Annotated in this window: 1 protein-coding gene; it reads right to left on the bottom strand. The window is 42.7% G+C overall.

All coding sequences use genetic code 11. The annotated features are described in order from the left end of the window. Positions 1–297: 297 nt before the first annotated feature. The gene (locus FU659_RS34930; RefSeq protein WP_147951735.1) at positions 298–522 is read right to left on the bottom strand and encodes an IS3 family transposase; all 225 of its coding nucleotides are present in this window, start codon (positions 520–522) and stop codon (positions 298–300) included. Positions 523–1,112: the final 590 nt, after the last annotated feature.

The following is a 1,112-nucleotide window of genomic DNA, read 5'->3' on the forward strand; positions in this document are numbered from 1 at the left end:
GATTTATCTGGCGAAATGTTGGCGGTGGTAATCAATACTCTCTAATTGCAGGTTATTACCTAAATTGGGGACAATCTTACTACTTAAAAGTCCGACACTTCAAAAATGGTCAGCCTACATTCGCAAAAGTAACCGTTCAATTTCAGTAAAATTCAATCTGCAAAAAAGCCAGTATAGTAGAAATATTCTATGGTTATACCCCTGTCAAGTAGACAGATGAAAAAAGCTATGCTGCCAATGCGCATCGATACTCAATCGGTGCGCGTTTTTTAGTTTGGACTGCAACCGTTGATAGTTTTAAAAGTAAATATAATCTTCTACGGCTTGATGAATGTCTGTTCCTGATTTGCACTGTTTAAGATACAACTTCTCTGTTTTGAGATGCGAAAAAAAGGATTCGATGCATGCGTTATCCAGGCAGGTTGCTTGGCGAGAGTGGCTGCCTTTAACGCCGAATGCTCTAATTGTGTGTTGTACGCCTGAGACGTATACTTGAAGCCTTGATCCGAATGGAGAATACATCCGAAATAGGGATGTGCAAGATGGATGGCCATCATGTGTTCTTTAAGTTCATGATCGCGGTCGTGTCTAGCCTTACGCTGAGGCTGTGTGCTGAGCTAGGATTTCCACCACTGATTGAGTATTGTAGCCCGTTGGTTACTCAGTCCAAGTGGCGCTTCCAAAGGCGGGAATGCTTAGAACAGGGCTTTTACCTGAGATGGTCAGCGGCAGATTGCTATATTTTGTTTCATAGGAGGTTGAACAATTCTTGCTTCTGCGTCACATGATGTATATGGGATCGAATAGGACTGATTTTTTGTACCGGTCATTGTGAAGTCGATGGTAGTTGTCTTTGGCTTGTCGCTGTTGTTCTCGATGACGATAGGTACACTGAAATAGTTCGATAGTTGCACTGGCTGCGGGAAGTCACTGAATTTCAGCTGCAGAGACTATTCATCGATGGAAACTTGTTTTGGATTATTAGGCTTCAGCACGTCTGTTGTTTTTCCATTGTCCGTCCAGGACGATTCACTAGGCGGTTGATCTCTATCCGCATTTATGACGGCTTCAGGAAAGAGGAACACTCAACAAAATGAGTGCTCAAATCAGTA

Source organism: Paenibacillus sp. N3.4 (genome assembly GCF_008017805.1).
In the GTDB taxonomy this organism is placed as follows: domain Bacteria; phylum Bacillota; class Bacilli; order Paenibacillales; family NBRC-103111; genus Paenibacillus_E.